General features: G+C 76.1%; 14 protein-coding genes. 11 read left to right on the top strand and 3 right to left on the bottom strand.

Annotated elements, in window-relative coordinates; translation table 11 throughout:
* Window position 1: 1 nt before the first annotated feature.
* From AC1VL8_RS04415 to AC1VL8_RS04405, 3 genes are all read right to left on the bottom strand, one after another.
* Window positions 2–2,080, bottom strand: a complete 2,079-nt coding sequence (locus tag AC1VL8_RS04415) for an elongation factor G (RefSeq protein ID WP_483074295.1) — start codon at window positions 2,078–2,080, stop codon at window positions 2–4.
* A gap of 117 nt (window positions 2,081–2,197) precedes the next feature.
* Window positions 2,198–3,124: an FKBP-type peptidyl-prolyl cis-trans isomerase gene (locus AC1VL8_RS04410; RefSeq protein ID WP_483074294.1), complete on the bottom strand. Its 927-nt coding sequence runs from the start codon at window positions 3,122–3,124 to the stop codon at window positions 2,198–2,200.
* Window positions 3,125–3,220: 96 nt separating this feature from the next.
* The gene (locus AC1VL8_RS04405; RefSeq protein WP_483076186.1) at window positions 3,221–3,556 is read right to left on the bottom strand and encodes a winged helix-turn-helix transcriptional regulator; all 336 of its coding nucleotides are present in this window, start codon (window positions 3,554–3,556) and stop codon (window positions 3,221–3,223) included.
* Window positions 3,557–3,718: 162 nt separating this feature from the next.
* On the opposite strand from AC1VL8_RS04405, the gene AC1VL8_RS04400 reads away from it, so the two are divergent.
* The 11 genes from AC1VL8_RS04400 to AC1VL8_RS04350 all read left to right on the top strand — a co-directional run bounded on the left by AC1VL8_RS04400 (window position 3,719) and on the right by AC1VL8_RS04350 (window position 14,651).
* Window positions 3,719–4,579, top strand: a complete 861-nt coding sequence (locus AC1VL8_RS04400; protein ID WP_483074293.1) for an SDR family oxidoreductase — start codon at window positions 3,719–3,721, stop codon at window positions 4,577–4,579.
* Window positions 4,580–4,721: 142 nt separating this feature from the next.
* Window positions 4,722–5,723, top strand: coding sequence for a TIGR03557 family F420-dependent LLM class oxidoreductase (locus AC1VL8_RS04395; RefSeq protein WP_483074292.1), 1,002 nt, complete (start codon window positions 4,722–4,724; stop codon window positions 5,721–5,723).
* A gap of 154 nt (window positions 5,724–5,877) precedes the next feature.
* Window positions 5,878–7,023, top strand: a complete 1,146-nt coding sequence (locus AC1VL8_RS04390) for a VIT1/CCC1 transporter family protein (protein ID WP_483074291.1) — start codon at window positions 5,878–5,880, stop codon at window positions 7,021–7,023.
* A 66-nt stretch (window positions 7,024–7,089) separates the two neighbouring features.
* Window positions 7,090–8,031 carry a siderophore-interacting protein gene (locus AC1VL8_RS04385; RefSeq protein WP_389234367.1) on the top strand — a complete coding sequence of 314 codons (942 nt, stop codon included), beginning with the start codon at window positions 7,090–7,092 and terminating at the stop codon, window positions 8,029–8,031.
* Window positions 8,032–8,246: 215 nt separating this feature from the next.
* Window positions 8,247–8,840: a pyridoxamine 5'-phosphate oxidase family protein gene (locus AC1VL8_RS04380; protein WP_483074290.1), complete on the top strand. Its 594-nt coding sequence runs from the start codon at window positions 8,247–8,249 to the stop codon at window positions 8,838–8,840.
* 47 nt (window positions 8,841–8,887) lie between these two features.
* Window positions 8,888–9,463 carry a dienelactone hydrolase family protein gene (locus AC1VL8_RS04375; RefSeq protein ID WP_483074289.1) on the top strand — a complete coding sequence of 192 codons (576 nt, stop codon included), beginning with the start codon at window positions 8,888–8,890 and terminating at the stop codon, window positions 9,461–9,463.
* Between the two features lie 127 nt (window positions 9,464–9,590).
* Window positions 9,591–10,166, top strand: coding sequence for a hypothetical protein (locus tag AC1VL8_RS04370; protein ID WP_483074288.1), 576 nt, complete (start codon window positions 9,591–9,593; stop codon window positions 10,164–10,166).
* Window positions 10,163–11,230: a peptidoglycan-binding protein gene (locus AC1VL8_RS04365; protein WP_483074287.1), complete on the top strand. Its 1,068-nt coding sequence runs from the start codon at window positions 10,163–10,165 to the stop codon at window positions 11,228–11,230. The genes AC1VL8_RS04370 and AC1VL8_RS04365 overlap by 4 nt, the downstream gene beginning before the upstream one ends.
* Entirely contained in the window at window positions 11,227–11,874 is a 648-nt protein-coding gene (locus AC1VL8_RS04360) for an ABC transporter ATP-binding protein (protein ID WP_483074286.1), read from the top strand. The genes AC1VL8_RS04365 and AC1VL8_RS04360 overlap by 4 nt, the downstream gene beginning before the upstream one ends.
* A 501-nt stretch (window positions 11,875–12,375) precedes the next feature.
* Window positions 12,376–12,984, top strand: a complete 609-nt coding sequence (locus tag AC1VL8_RS04355) for an FtsX-like permease family protein (protein WP_483074285.1) — start codon at window positions 12,376–12,378, stop codon at window positions 12,982–12,984.
* Window positions 12,985–13,001: 17 nt separating this feature from the next.
* Window positions 13,002–14,651, top strand: a complete 1,650-nt coding sequence (locus AC1VL8_RS04350; protein ID WP_483074284.1) for an ABC-F family ATP-binding cassette domain-containing protein — start codon at window positions 13,002–13,004, stop codon at window positions 14,649–14,651.

The following is a 14,651-nucleotide window of genomic DNA, read 5'->3' as shown; positions in this document are numbered from 1 at the left end:
CTCAGGCCGGGGCCAGGTGCCCCGGCCGCAGCTCGTACGGCCCGGGGGTGAACACGACCTCCCCGTACCCGCCGGTCAGCGCCCGCAGGTCCAGCGCGTACCGGGCGAGCTCGGCCTCCGGGGCGACCGCCTCGATCCGGACCCGGCCGTCGTCGGTGGTGCCGGTCGCGCTGATCCGGCCGCGCCGCCCGGAGAGGTCGCCGAGCACGTCCCCCTGCGCGGCCGCCGGGACCAGCACCTCGACGTGCAGGGTGGGCTCCAGCAGCACCGTGCCCGCCGACGCCAGCGCCGCGCGCACCCCGGCGGCGGCGGCCGTGCGGAACGCCATGTCCGAGGAGTCGACGGCGTGCGCGCGCCCGTCGTGCACCTCGACCTGCACGTCCACGACGGGGTGGCCCAGCGGACCGCCCGCCGCCAGCGCCTCGGCCGCTCCGCGCTCGACGGCCGGCAGGTAGGACCGCGGCACCGCCCCGCCGACCACGGAGTCGACGAACGCGAACCCCGTACCCGCCGGCAGCGGCGTCAGGCGCAGCTGCACCACGGCGAACTGCCCGTGGCCCCCGGACTGCTTCTTCAGCCGCCCCTCGGCCGCCGCGGGTCCGGCGAGCGTCTCCCGGTAGGAGATCCGGACCGGCTCGGTGGTGACGTGCACGCCGAACACCCGCGCGAGCCGCTCGACCGCGACGGCGAGGTGCGCGTCGCCGAGCCCGCGCAGCACGGTCTGGTGCGCTGTCCGGTCGACGTGCAGCGTCGGGTCCTCGGCGACGAGCCGGGCGAGCGCACCCGACAGCCGGTCGTCGTCGGCCTGGCTGACCGGCGCGACCGCGACCGCCAGCACCGGCGGACGGGCCGGCAGGTCCGCGGGGCGGACGGGCTGGGCGCGCCCGGCGAGCAGGCTGCCCGTGGGCGTCCCGGTGAGCTTGGCGACCGCGGCGATGTCGCCCGCGCGGACCACGTCGGTCGGCACGTGCTCGCGTCCGCGCAGCCGGAACAGCCCGTGCAGCCGCTCCGTGACGCCCGTGGTGGTGTTGACCAGGTGGTCGCCCGGGCGCACGGTGCCGGACAGCACCCGGAACACCGACACCTGCCCGACGAACGGGTCCGCGACCGTCCGGAACACGTGCAGCACCGGCTCGCCGTCCGGGTCGGCCGGCAGGGTGGTCTCCGCGGTCGCGCCGTCACCGCCGACCCGCACCCGCGCCGGCCGGTCCGCGGGCGCCGGACCGACCTCGCACAGCAGGTCCGCCAGGCGGTCGACGCCCACCCCGGTGGTCCCCGACGCGACCAGCACCGGGATCGCGTCGCCCGCGAGGACCTCGTGGGCGAGCGCCCGGACCAGGTCCGCGGTGCCGGGCGCCTCGCCCGCGAGGTAGCGCTCCAGCTGCTCGTCGTCGTGGGCGACGATCTCCTCCGTCACCGCGTCGTGCAGCAGCCGCTCCTGCCCGGCGACGTCCGCGGGCAGGTCGCCGTCGTGGTGCCGCCCGTCGGGGTCGTAGTCGAGGGCCCGGCCGGACAGGACGTCCGCGACGCCGTGCAGCGCCTGCTCCTCCCCGAGCGGCAGCTCCAGCGGCAGCACGCCCGCGGGGTCGTGGCCGGTGCGCGCCGCGAGGTCGCGGACCTGGTCGAGCACCCGGTGGAAGTCCGCGCGGGCGCGGTCCTCCTGGGTGACGACCACCAGCCGCGGGAGCCCGGCCTCGTCGCACCGCCGCCACGCTGCCTCGGTGCCGGACTGGACCCCGTCGACCGCGCTCACGACGACCACCGCGAGGTCCGCGACGGCCAGGGCCGCGTCCACCGCACCGGCGAAGTCCGGCGACCCCGGGGCGTCCAGCAGCGTGATCCGGTGCGGGCAGCCCCGGCTGCACGTCCAGTCGAGGTCCGCGACGCCGAGCGCGACCGACGAGCCGCGCGCGACCTCCTCGGGCTCGTGGTCGCACACGGCTGTGCCGTCGGCGACACGGCCGGCCCGGGGGACGGCCCCCGCCCGCAGCAGCAGCGCCTCCGCCAGGGTCGTCTTGCCCGCACCGCCGTGGCCCACCAGCGCCACGTCGCGCACCGTCGGCGTCGTCGCCGTGTCCATCCGGGCCTCCTGTGTGCCGCAGACCACCGCAGGCCGCCAGGTTATCGGCGCGGGTCCACGCGCAGAAGGGCCCCCGGTCGCGGTGTGCGACCGGGGGCCCTCCCGAGGAGCCGGGGCTCAGGAGGCGGACAGGATGTCCACCACGAAGATCAGCGTCGAGCCGCCGGGGATGGAGTCGTTGCCCTCGGCGCCGTAGCCCAGGTCCGGCGGGATGACGAGCAGCACCTGGCTGCCGACGGTCTGCCCCGCGAGGCCCTGCTGCCAGCCCGGGATGACCCCGCTCAGCTGGAACGACGAGGCCGAGCCGCGCTCCCAGGAGGAGTCGAACGGGGTGCCGTCCCACAGCCAGCCCGAGTACTGCACGGTGAGCGTCTGGCCGGCCTCGACCGCGGCGCCCGCGCCCTGGATGAGCGGCTGGACGACGAGCTCGGCCGGCGGCTCGCCCTCGACGGTCTCGATCGACGGGGCGCCGTCCTCGGCCAGGGTGACCGTGGGCAGGCCCGCGGGGATGTCGGTGACCGCGGTGCCCTCGGCGCGCGTCGGGATCGCCTCGGTGCTCATGATCTCGACGGCCATGAGGATGGCGTCCTCCGCGGCCGGGCTCGCGTAGAGCGCGCGGGCGCCGACCTGGGCGCCGACCAGCACGTCGAGCAGGGCGTCGGGGACGTTGCCCTCCTCCATGACGTAGGCCTGCGGCTCGGCGCCGTAGGTCCCGCCCTGGGCCGAGCCGTCGGTGCCGGAGACCGCGGCGATGTTGAGCATCACCTGGTGGCCCCGCTCGACGGTTTCGCCGTCGCCGGGGACGGCGATGCGCGCGACGTCGGCGGAGACGGTGAACGGCTGGTCGAACTCGAGGGTCGGCTCCGCGCCGGGCTCGCCGGTGACGGTGACGGCCTCGAGGGCGGCGACGTCCGCGGCGCTCGCGGTCGCGGCGGCGGAGGCCGTCGCGGACGGGGTGGGGTCCGCGTCCGAGGACCCGCCGCTGCACGCGGCGAGCAGGACCAGGGAGGCGGCGAGGAGGGTGGCGGTGGCCGTGCGGCGCACGTGCTCGTCCTTCGTTCGGGGTCGTGGGGTTCGCGGCCATCGTAGGCGCCCCGGATGTGGCCGCCGGGGTGAGTAGGTGGTGGTCCCGTGCAGTGCTCAGGGACGGGCGACGATGGTGTCCGCGTGCCGGGTGATCCAGGCCATCAGCGGCAGCAGGTGCGCGGCCAGCTCGTCGCCGAGCGGGGTCAGGGAGTAGTCGACCCGCGGCGGGATCGACGGGGTCGCCTCGCGCAGCACCAGGCCGTCGGCCTCCAGGGTGCGCAGCGTCGAGGCCAGCATCTTCTCGCTGATCCCCTCGACGAGCCGGCGCAGCTCGCCCCAGCGCAGCGTGCGCTCCGACAGCGCCACCAGCACGAGGACGCCCCACTTGCTGGTCACGTGGTCCAGGACGACGCGGCTGGGGCAGGCGGCGGGCAGCACGCCGCCCGTCATCAGTCCGGCGAGGACGGATTCCTGCACCTGCGGGGCCGTGGCCTGCATGCTTACGCTCACGCCAGTACCTTACGTCAAAGTGGGTACCGGCGATCCGGAAGGCACCCCGGGCGTCGGCGGTTGCACGGGGTGATCACGCACGCACCACCGAGAGGAACCCCCATGTCGATCGTCGTCACCGGTGCCACCGGCCACCTCGGCCGCCTCGTCGTCGAGCACCTGCTGGCCGACGGCGTCCCCGCCGACCAGGTCGTCGCGACGGGCCGCCGCACCGAGCGCCTCGCCGACCTCGCCGAGCGGGGCGTCCGCGTCGCCGCCGTCGACTACGCCGCCCCCGAGACCCTCGACGCGGCGCTCGCGGGCGCGGACACCGTGCTGCTCGTGTCCAGCAGCGAGGTCGGGCAGCGCGTCGCCCAGCACACCGCCGTGATCGACGCGGCCGTCCGCGCCGGCGTCGGCCGCCTCGTCTACACCTCCGCGCCGAAGGCCGACACCAGCGCCCTGGTGCTCGCGCCGGAGCACAAGGCCACGGAGGAGGTGCTGCGCGCGTCCGGGCTGACCTTCACGATCCTGCGCAACGGCTGGTACACCGAGAACTACCTCGGCGACCTGCAGCAGGCCCGTGAGACCGGCGAGATCGTCGCCGCCGCCGGCGAGGGCCGCGTCGCCAGCGCGCCCCGCGACGACTTCGCGGCCGCCGCCGCGGTCGTGCTCCGCACCGAGGGGCACGACGGCGCGGTCTACGAGCTCGCCGGCGACTACGCGTGGGGCTACGACGAGCTCGCCGCCGCCGCGACCGAGGTGCTGGGCCGCCCGGTCGTCTACCGCGCCGTGACCTCCGAGGAGCGCCACGCCGGTCTGGTCGCCGCGGGCCTCGACGAGGGCACCGCCGGGTTCGTCGTCGCGCTCGACGAGAACACCCGCGACGGCCTGCTGGCCGAGTCGGACGGCACGCTGGCGCGCCTGATCGGCCGCCCGACGACGCCGCTGGTCGACGCCCTCCGCGCGGCGCTCGCGGCCTGACCCGGGCGCGCCGACACAGGACCGTGCCGCCGAGACAGGGCCTCCGGGCGCCCTGTCTCGGCGCGGCGGTCCTGTCTCGGCGGCCGAGCGGCGGCCGGCGCCTCCGGGTGCCGGAGCGGCCGTGCGGTGTGAGAGTCGGGGGATGACGCGATTCGGGTACACCCTCATGACCGAGCAGTCCGGGCCGAAGCAGCTCGTGGGGTACGCCGTCGACGCCGAGAAGGTCGGCTTCGACTTCGAGGTGTCCAGCGACCACTACTTCCCGTGGCTCGACGAGCAGGGCCACGCGCCGTACGCCTGGTCGCTGCTCGGGGCGGTCGCCCACGCGACGTCGCGGGTGGACCTGATGACGTACGTGACCTGCCCGACGGTCCGCTACCACCCGGCCGTCGTCGCGCAGAAGGCCGCCACGGTCGGCGTGCTGTCGGACGGCCGGTTCACGCTGGGCCTCGGCGCCGGCGAGAACCTCAACGAGCACGTGGTCGGGGAGCGCTGGCCCGCTGTCGGTGAGCGGCACGACATGCTCGAGGAGGCCGTCGAGATCATCTCCGCCCTGCTCGACGGCGAGCGGCTCACGTTCGACGGCGTGCACTTCCGCACGGACTCCGCGAGGCTCTGGGACCTCCCCGAGGACCCGGTCGAGCTCGCGGTCGCGGTCTCCGGCTCGCAGTCGATCTCCCGGTTCGCCCCGCTGGTCGACCACCTGGTCGCGACCGAGCCGAAGGCCGAGCTGATCCAGGGCTGGGACGACGCCCGCGCCGAGGCCGCGGGCGACCGCACCCCCGCGCCGTCGCGGAAGATCGGCCAGATCCCGATCTCCTGGGACCCGGACGCCGAGGTCGCGACGCGGCGGGCCCACGAGCAGTTCCGCTGGTTCGCCGGTGGCTGGCACGTGAACGCCGACCTACCGACCACGGAGGGCTTCGACGCCGCCAGCCAGTTCGTGCGGCCGGACGACGTCGCGCAGACGATCCCGTGCGGCCCCGACCTGGACGCGGTCGTCGAGGCGGTGTCCGCGTACTGGGAGGCGGGGTTCACCGACATCGCGCTGGTGCAGGTCGGCGACGCGGCCCAGCAGCGGTTCCTGGACGAGGCGGCCGGTCCGCTGCTGGACAAGCTCCGCGCCGCGGCCCCGTCGTCCTGAGCCCGGTGGTTGCGCAACCGGACGTCTGAGCAACGCCGGGGTTGCGAGGGCGTCCGGCCGCGCGCGCCGGGGTCGTGCGGACGGGTCGATTCGGGCGCCCGAATCGGCCCGGATCGCGTGACTCGGCGTCTGGCTGCACGCACCATGGATCACCGTGCCACCCACCGACAGCCCTGCGGGCGCCCGTTCCGCCACCCCGACCGCCCGCCAGGTCCGCCGCTGGCGCCGCTACCTCGCGGACGAGCGCGCCGAGGCCGCCGCCTACCGCGACCTCGCCTCGCGCCGTACCGGTGAGGAGCGCGCCATCCTGCTCGCCCTGGCCGACGCCGAGAAGCGGCACGAGCAGCACTGGCTCGACCTCCTGGGGGACCAGGTCGGCCGCCCGCTGCCGGGCGACATCCGGTCGCGCGGCCTCGGCTGGATGGCGCGCCGGTTCGGCGGGGTGTTCGTGCTCGCGCTCGCCCAGCGCGCCGAGGCCCGGTCCGCGTACGAGCAGGACGTCGACGCCACCGCGACGATGGCCGCCGACGAGCGGATCCACGAGGAGGTCGTGCGGAGCCTCGCGATGCGGGGCCGCAACCGGATCTCCGGGACGTTCCGCGCCGCGGTGTTCGGCGCCAACGACGGCCTGGTGAGCAACCTCGCGCTGGTGCTCGGCATCGGCGCGAGCGGCGTCGCGACCTCGACCGTGCTGCTGACCGGACTCGCGGGGCTGCTCGCCGGTGCGCTGTCGATGGGCGCGGGCGAGTACGTGTCGGTGCGGTCCCAGCGGGAGCTGCTGGAGGCGTCCCGGCCCAGCGCGCAGGCCCGCGAGGCGCTGCCGCACCTCGACCTGGACGCCAACGAGCTGGCGCTGGTCTACCGGGCCCGGGGCATGTCCGCGGACGAGGCCGCCGCGCGCGCGAGCGAGGTCCTGGCCCGCGCGGCGCTGCTGGACGCGGCGTCGCCCGTGCTCGCCAGCGACCTCGGCGGCGGCGACGCGCCCGAGGACGGCGCGCCGGAGGTCGACGAGCACGAGTCCGTGGGCAGCGCGGTCGGCGCGGCGGCCGCGAGCTTCTGCTTCTTCGCCGGCGGCGCGATCATCCCCGTGCTCCCGTACCTGTTCGGTCTCGAGGGCTGGCTCGCCGTGGGCGTCGCGACGACGCTGGTCGGCATCGCCCTGCTCGGCACCGGCGCGACGGTGGGCGTGCTGTCGGGGTCGTCGCCCGCGAAGCGCGCGCTGCGCCAGCTCGCGATCGGCCTCGGCGCCGCGGCGGCGACCTACCTCCTGGGTCTCGCGTTCGGCACGTCGGTCGCCTGACCGGCGGTGCCCACGGTGTGGGACACCTCATAGAGGTAAGCCTTACCTTCGATGTACGGTGATCGCATGACCGCGTCCACCACCGCCCCGGCCGTCACGACGCCGTTCCGGTTCTTCGCCGTCCGCGTGGCGCGGATCACCGACCTCAGCCCGTCGTTCCGCCGGTTCACGTTCACCGGCGACGACCTCGACCAGTTCGCCGACAACGGGTACGACCAGCGCATCAAGCTGCTGCTCCCGCTGCCCTGCGGCTACGACGTCGTCCCCCAGGGCGAGTCCTGGTACCTGGACTGGCGCGAGCTCCCCGACGAGCTCCGGCACCCCATCCGCACCTACACGGCCCGCGGCGTCCGGCACGACGTCCGCGAGCTCGACGTCGACGTCGTGCTGCACGGCGACGCCGGCCCCGCCTCCCGGTGGGCGGGCTGCGCGCAGGTCGGGGACACCCTGGTGGTCCTCGGCCCGAACCGCGAGCACGACGGCCCCGCCGGTGGCATCGACTTCGTCCCGCCGGCCCACGCCGACCGCCTGCTGCTCGCCGGAGACGAGACCGCCGCCCCCGCGATCGTCGGCATCCTCGACCGGCTGCCCCGCGACGCCCGCGGCGAGGCCGTCATCGAGGTCCCGCACGCCGGCGACCACATCCCTGTCGACGCGCCCGCCGGCGTCACCGTCCGGTGGCTGCCCCGCGACGGCGCCGCCCACGGCTCGCTGCTCGTCCCCGCCGTGCAGGCCGCGTGCAAGCGCCTCATCCCGCACGACGCCCCGCTGCCCGAGGGCATGGAGCTCGAGGACGTCGACATCGACAGCGGCATCCTGTGGGAGGTCCCCGTGGACCACGCCACCGGCGAGCCGCTGCGGCAGTCCACCGCGCTGTACGCGTGGCTCGCGGGGGAGGCCGGGGCGATCAAGACCCTGCGGCGGCACCTCGTCGGGACCTGTGGGGTGGACCGGAAGTCCGTGGCGTTCATGGGGTACTGGCGCGAGGGGCGGGCCGAGGGGGCCTGAGGCACTGCTGCCTGGGAGGCGATCGGCCGAACGCGAGAGGGTGCCACGGTCCCGGACGCAAGGGATCGGCGGCGCGCGATGTGTGAGGCGGTGTCCGGTCCAGGGGGCGATCGAATCATGAGTGATTCATCGGGCTTCCAACGAGAACATGCATCAGATATGACGCAAACCGTCCCGGGGGACGCGGCAGTGGCGCACCCCGGCATGCTGGACGCATGACGACCGCGCAGCCGACCGGTCCCGACGTGCCCGCGACGCTCGCGGCCACCTGGCGGACCCTGACGGAGGCGACCTCCCGCCGCACCGGCTCGACCCTCGCGGCCCTCGCCACGGTCGACCCGACCGGCGCCCCGCAGGTGCGGTCGGTGATCCTGCGGGCGTGCGACCCGGACCGGGGCACGGTCGCGTTCGCCACGGACGTCCGCTCCGCGAAGGTGCACGAGCTGCGGGTGGAGCCGCGGGTCGCGGTGACGGTCTACGACGACGCCACCGGCGTGCAGCTGCGGCTGACGGGACGGGCCACGGTCGTGACCGATCCCGAGGAGCGGCGCCGCCGGTGGGCCGGGTTCGGCGCGCACACCCGCCGCGCGTACGCGTCCCCGACGCCCCCTGGCGCGCCGCTCGCGCCGGACGCGACAACGACGGCCGCGGGCGTCGATGAACCCGACGACGCCTGGTTCGACCGGTTCGCCTGGGTCGAGGTGCGCGTCGACGCCGTCGACCGGCTCGACGTCTCCGCCGACCCGCAGGAGCGGGTGCTGCTCACGCGGGACGGTGACGCGTGGACGGGCGGGCCGGTCACCCCGTGAGCGCGTTGCGGCGCGCCGGCTGCGAGCGCCCCGCGTAGCCTCGGCGGATGGTCGACGTCGTCCTGTTCCACCACTCCGGCGGGCTCACCCCGGACGTGCACGCGTTCGCCGACCTGCTGCGGGTCACCGGCCGCACGGTGCACACGCCGGACCTGTTCGACGGGGCGACGTTCGCCGACGTCGCCGACGGGGTGGCGCACGTCGAGACGCTCGGCGAGGCGGTGTTCGCGCGGCGTGCGGCCGAGGCGGTCGAGGACCTGCCGGCCGACGTCGTCTACGGCGGGGTGTCGTTCGGTGCGGCCCGGGCCGCCGAGCAGGTGCTCGCCCGACCCGGCGCGCGCGGGGCCTTCTTCCTCTCCGGTGCCGTCGCGCCGTCGTGGTGGGGCGCGACCTGGCCCCCGGGCGTGCCGGCGCAGGCGCACGTCGCCGACGGCGACCCGTGGCGCGAGGTCGACGCCGAGCAGGAGTTCAGCACGGACGTCCCCGGTGCCGAGCTGTTCGTGTACCCGGCGACCGGGCACCTCTTCGCCGAGCCCGGGCACCCGGACCACGAGCCCGCCGCCGCGGCGGTCGCGACGCAGCGGGTGCTGGCGTTCCTCGCGGCGCTGGACGCCGTCGGCTGACGGGGCGGGTCACCACCTACCCGGGTCCGGGGCCGCGGGTGCGCGCCCCGGGTGAGTGGTCCTCGACGGGCTAGGACTGTGCTGCGACCTCGAACGCCCGGGGGACCGCGCACCGAGAGGATCCGACGTGAGACACCACCTCGCCGCGCCGGCGCTGGTCGCCCTCGTGGTCGCCGGGTGCGCACCGAGCCCGACGACCCCGGCGCCGGACGCGTCGTGGTCCGAGCCGGGTTGGATGGCGGAGCAGGCGCAGCGCGCCGAGCAGTTCGTCGTCCGGCTCCAGGCCTGCATGGACGGGCGGGGGTGGCAGCTGACGGTGGACGAGTCGGCCGGGTTCGCGGAGCCGTTCGCGTCCCAGGCAGAGGCCGAGCGCGCCGGTGCGGACCGGGACGCGTGCCTGGTGGAGCAGGGGATCGACACGTCCTTCGTCTCCGAGCCGCTGACCGCGGAGACGCTGCGCGCGATGTACCGGTACGACGTCGACACCCACGCCTGCCTGGTGGCGCAGGGCGTCGAGCTGGAGCGTCGCCCGCCGTCGGTCGACCGGTACGTGGAGGAGGGTCTGGCGGCGCAGGCGGGCGAGCCGGTCGGTGATCCGTGGTGGCCCTACGGCGACCCGGCGCTGGTCCCGCTCGGGCAGCAGGCCATCGCGGAGCTCCAGGAGGTGTGCCCCGAGCGCTGGACGTTCGGGGGCGTCTCGTGAGGCGCCGGGTCCGGGTCCTGGCGGGCTGGGTCGTCGTCGCCGGGGTGCTCGCGACCGCGGGCTTCGTCGCGGGGCGCGCCACGCTCGTCCCGCCGGAGGCCGCGGCCGACGTGCAGCCGGACGTCGTCCACACCGTCCAGGAGGCGGTGGTGGGACGGACGTCGACGTTCCGGGTGGGGGTGACCTGGCCGCGTCGGACCGTGGCCGTCGCCCCCGCGTCGGGCACGGTCACCGGGATCGCGGTGGAGTCCGGGTCGTCCGTGGACGCGGGGGCGGTCCTGTTCCGGCTCGACGAACGGCCCGTGGTGCTGGCTGCGGGCGAGGTGCCCGCGTTCCGTGGCCTGGCTCGCGGCGACACCGGCCAGGACGTGACGCAGCTCCAGGGCCTGCTGCGCGGCGAGGGCCTGCTCACCCGTGCGACGGACGGCTCGTTCGACGCACGCACGGAGCGGGCGGTCCGGGCGTGGCAGCGGTCGCTGGGTCTCGAGCCGACCGGCGAGGTGCGCGCGGGTGACCTGGTGTTCGCCCCGCAGGTCCCGGCGCGGGTGGTCCTCGGCGAGGACGTGGTGGTCGGACGCCGGGTGGACGAGTCGACGGCGACCGTGGACGTCGTCCTGGACGAGCCGATGCTGACGGTCACGGTGGACGACACCTCGACGGTCCCGCGGGAGGGCGCGCCCGTCGAGGTGCGGTACCTCGACCACGTCTGGGCGGCGGTCGTCGGGCCCGCGCTCCCCGCCGAGGACGAGCGTGCGACGACGGTCCTCGCCCTCGTCGGCCCGGACGGGGGCCCGGTGTGCGGTGGCGACTGCGCGGTGCTCCCGCTCCAGCCCTCGGCGGGCAGCCTGACCGCCGAGGTCGAGATCGTCCCGCAGGCGTCCGGTCCTGTCGTCCCGGTGGCGGCGCTCGGCCAGGACGCCACCGGCGGCTACGTCGTGTCGACGCCGGACGGTGCCCACCTCCCGGTCACGGTGCTGGTGACGGACGGGTCGCGCGCGGTCGTGGACGGGGTGGTCGTCGGTCAGCAGATCCTCACGGTGTCGCGCGAGGGCGGGACGTCGTGACCGGCGCGCGGCTGGTGTGCGCGGACGTGACCTTCGCGTACCGGCGGTCCGCGCCACCGGTGCTGGACGGGGTCGACCTGCGGTTCCCGGCCGGGGCGGTCACCGTCCTCACCGGGGCGTCGGGCTCGGGCAAGTCCACGCTCCTGTACGTGCTGGCCGGGCTGCTGCGGCCACGGGCCGGTCGGGTGCTGTGGGACGGGCTCGACGTGGCCGCCCTGGCCGACGCGGACCGGTCCGCCTGGCGGGCCTCGACCACGGGCTTCGTCTTCCAGGACGCGATGCTCGACCCGGCGCGCACCGTCCTGGACAACGCGTGCGAGCCCGCGGTGTTCGCCGGGCTGCACCGGCAGGAGGCGCGCCGCCGGGCGCGCGACCTGCTCGAGCGGTTCGGCCTGGGCGACCGTGCCGGGCACCGTCCCGGTGAGGTCTCCGGGGGCCAGGCCCAGCGGGTCGGCCTGTGCCGGGCGCTGCTCACCGAGCCGGAGCTCGTGTTCGGCGACGAACCCACCGGCAACCTCGACCCCACGTCGGCGGGGGTGGTGTGGGGCGCGCTCACCGACCTCGCCGCGGCGGGTGCGACGGTCGTGGTGGCGACCCACGACGCGGACCTCGCGCGGCAGGCCGACCACCGGGTGGTCCTGTGAAGGCCGCCCGGGCGTTCCTCGCCGAGGCCTGGGCCGCGTCGCGTGCCCGACCGCTGACGTCCTCGACCCCGGGGCTGGTGATCGCGCTCGTGTGCCTCGTCACCGTCGCGACGACCGGACGCACGGCGGCGACCGAGGACCAGGTGCTGTCGACGGTCGACCAGCTCGGGACCCGCCTCGTCACCGTGACCGACAGCACCGGGTCCGCGCGCATCGCCCCCGACGTGGTGGACGCCGTCCGGGCGGTCGACGGCGTCGAGTGGGCCTTCGCGCTCGGCCCGGCCGCCGACGCCACGCTGCCGGGTGTCGGCGGCACCCGCACCGGGGTGCCCGTGACCGCCCGGGACGTGCTCGGCGACCTGCCCCCGGACCTCCGCCTGACCGCGGGCCGCGCGGCGCGGGCCGGCGAGGCGGTGGCCGGGACCCGGGCCGCCGCGGAAGCTCGGTCTCGCCCCCGGCACCGGCTCGGGGGCGGCCGGCGTGGCCGGCGGGGTCGTGCCCGTGGTCGGGACGTTCGCCGCCGTGGAACCCCTGGCCGCGCTCGCCGACAGCGTGCTGGTGAGCAGCGCCGAACCGGGCACGACGACCGTTCGCTACGTCTACCTGCGGGTCGCGGCGGGGTACGACGTCCAGGCGGTGGCCGACCTCGTGACGGCGGTGGTCCCGGCAGGCACCCCGGCGGCGGTCGACGTCGAGGTCGCGCAGGGGGCGCTCGACCTGCGGGAGGTGCTGTCCGGAGCGCTGGGGGAGTCGTCACGCCAGCTGATGGCGACCGTGCTGGTGGTCGGGCTGCTGCTCGTCACCCTGACGACCGCGGCCGGGGTCGCCGGACGCCGACGGGACCTGGGTCGGCAGCGCGCGCTCGGGGCGTCCCGCAGCGCGATCGTCGCGCTCGTCGTGCTGCAGAGCGCCGTGGCCGGGGCAGCCGGTGCGGTCGCAGGGACGGCGGCCGGCACGCTCCTGGTGCTCCAGACGTCGGGGCGGGTGCTGCCGTGGGGGTTCGCGGCGGGGGTGGTGGTGCTCAGCGGCGTGGTCGGGGTCGTGGGCGCGGTGCCGTCCGCCGTGCTCGCCGCCCGTCGTGACCCGGTGCGGATCCTGCGCGTGCCGTGACCCGCGACAATGGCCCCATGAGCGCCACCGTGCAGGCCAGGGGAGTCGGGGCCGGCTTCGGCGACCGTCAGCTGTTCGCGGGGGTGGACCTCGTGGTCGCCCCCGGGGACGTCGTGGGGCTCGTCGGCCCGAACGGCGCCGGCAAGTCCACGCTGCTGCGGATCCTCGCGGGGCACCGCGCGCCGGACGCGGGGTCGGTGGCGGTGTCCCCGCAGGACGCGCGGCTCGGGTACCTCGCGCAGGAGATCGAGCGGCGCGCGGACGAGTCGGTGCGCGAGCACCTGGAGCGGCGGACCGGTGTCGGGCCCGCGCAGGTCGCGATGGACGCGGCGGCGGACCGGATGGCCGCGGGTGAGCCGGGCGCGGACGACGCGTTCGGCGACGCGCTGGAGCGGTGGATGGGCCTGGGCGGCGGGGACCTGGACTCCCGGACCGGGTCCGTGCTCGCGGACCTCGGGCTGGACGTCGACCTGGACCTGCCGATGACGGCGCTGTCCGGCGGGCAGGCCGCCCGGGTGGGGCTCGCGGCGCTGCTGCTGTCCCGGTACGACCTGTACCTGCTGGACGAGCCGACGAACGACCTCGACCTCGACGGGCTCGCGCGGCTCGAGGAGTTCGTCGACCGGGTGGACGCCCCGGTGGTGGTGGTCAGCCACGACCGGGAGTTCCTCAGCCGCACGGTGACCTCGGTCGTGGAGATCGACCGGAGCCTGCAGCGGGTCGCGGTGTACGGCGGCTCGTACGACGCGTACCTGGAGGAGCGGTCGACCGCCCGCCGCCAGGCCCGGGAGGCCTACGAGGACTACGCCGCCCGCCGCGACGCGCTGTCGGCGCGTGCCCGGATGCAGCGCGCGTGGATGGACAAGGGCGTGAAGAACGCCCGGCGGAAGTCGACGGACAAGGACAAGATCGGCCGCAAGTTCCGCGCGGACTCCTCGGAGAAGCAGGCGGCGAAGGCCCGGCAGACGGAACGGCTGATCGAGCGCCTGGACGTCGTCGACGAGCCCCGCAAGGAGTGGCAGCTGCAGATGACCATCGCCGCGGCGCCCCGGTCCGGGACGGTCGTCGCGGCGGCCCGGGCGGCGACGGTCCGTCGGGGCGCGTTCGTGCTCGGGCCCGTCGACCTGCAGCTGGACTGGCAGGACCGGGTCGCGATCACCGGACCCAACGGCGCCGGGAAGACGACGCTGCTCGGGCTGCTGCTGGGCCGGCTCGCGCCGGACGACGGCCGGGTCGACCTCGGCTCCGGCGTGCTCGTCGGGGAGGTCGACCAGGCGCGCGCGGCGTTCGAGGGCGACACCCCGCTCGCCGACGCGTTCTCCCGCGTCGTGCCGGACTGGACGACGGCGGACGTGCGGACCCTGCTGGCGAAGTTCGGGCTCGGCGGGCACCACGTCGCCCGCCCGGCGTCGTCGCTGTCGCCGGGCGAGCGCACCCGGGCCGCGCTGGCGCTGCTCCAGGCCCGCGGGGTCAACCTGCTGGTGCTCGACGAGCCGACGAACCACCTCGACCTGCCGGCCATCGAGCAGCTGGAGCAGGCGCTCGAGGCGTTCGACGGGACCGTGCTGCTGGTGACCCACGACCGCCGGATGCTCGACAGCGTCCGGCTGACCCGGCGGTGGCACGTCGAGGACGGCCAGGTCGCGGAAGTCGAGGCCGACGGCTGA

Source organism: Cellulomonas sp. KU4C, assembly GCF_056868065.1.
The sequence above is the reverse complement of the archived record's forward strand: the minus strand, read 5'-3'. Positions and strand labels throughout refer to the sequence as shown.